The organism is Rhodoferax ferrireducens (genome assembly GCF_003347515.1).
Taxonomy (GTDB): domain Bacteria; phylum Pseudomonadota; class Gammaproteobacteria; order Burkholderiales; family Burkholderiaceae_C; genus Rhodoferax.
This window is the reverse complement of the sequence record NZ_QEII01000252.1, coordinates 1-865: the sequence shown is the minus strand read 5'-3', so window position 1 is coordinate 865 and position 865 is coordinate 1. Positions and strand designations below refer to the sequence as shown.

1 protein-coding gene is annotated in these 865 nt (G+C 61.3%); it reads left to right on the top strand.

Annotated elements, in window-relative coordinates; translation table 11 throughout:
• A partial coding sequence (tnpC, locus tag C5P05_RS08385) for an IS66 family transposase (protein ID WP_114969397.1) occupies positions 1–865 on the top strand: 865 nt, incomplete at both ends.

Sequence of the window (865 nt, the reverse complement as noted above, 5' to 3'; positions counted from 1 at the left end):
AAACCAAGATTGACCAGCTCACGCACGAGATGGCGGTCCTCAAACGCTGGAAGTTCGGTCGCAGTCGCGAGCAGCTCGATGCGGGCCAGATCAGCCTGCTCGACGAAACCATCGATGCCGACATCGCGGCCATTGAAGAAGAGCTTGAACAGCTCGCCCCCAGTTCAAAGACAAACGCCGACGCCCCCAAGCAGCCCAAACGCGCCCCGCTGCCAGCAGATCTGCCGCGCGTGGAATTCCACCATGAACTCGATGCCACGACCTGCTCCACACCGGGCTGCGGCTGCACCTTGAAGCGCATCGGAGAAGACGTCAGCGAGAAGCTCGATTACACGCCAGGCCTGTTCACGGTGGAGCGCCACATTCGCGGCAAATGGGCGTGTGCCAAATGCCAGACCCTGACTCAGGCGCCAGTGCCGGCCCAGATCATCGACAAAGGCATCCCCACGGCGGGCCTGCTGGCCCAGGTGCTGGTGGCCAAATACGCCGATCATCTGCCGCTGTATCGCCAGGAAGGCATCTTTGCCCGTGCCGGCATGGCATTGCCACGCTCGACCCTGGCGCAGTGGGTGGGCGTGTGCGGCGTGCAGTTGCAGCCGTTGGTTGATGCGCTGAAACACGAAATCCTCAGTCATGCAGTTTTGCATGCCGACGAGACACCGGTGGCGATGCTCAAGCCGGGCAACAAGAAAACGCACCGAGCTTACCTGTGGGCCTATGCGCCTGGGGCCTTCGAGGACTTGAAAGCCGTGGTTTACGATTTTTGTGAGTCTCGCGCCGGTGAGCATGCCCGCACGTTCCTGGGCACCAACACCGAACAAGGCGGCTGGAAAGGTACGCTGGTCTGTGATGATTACGCAGCCTA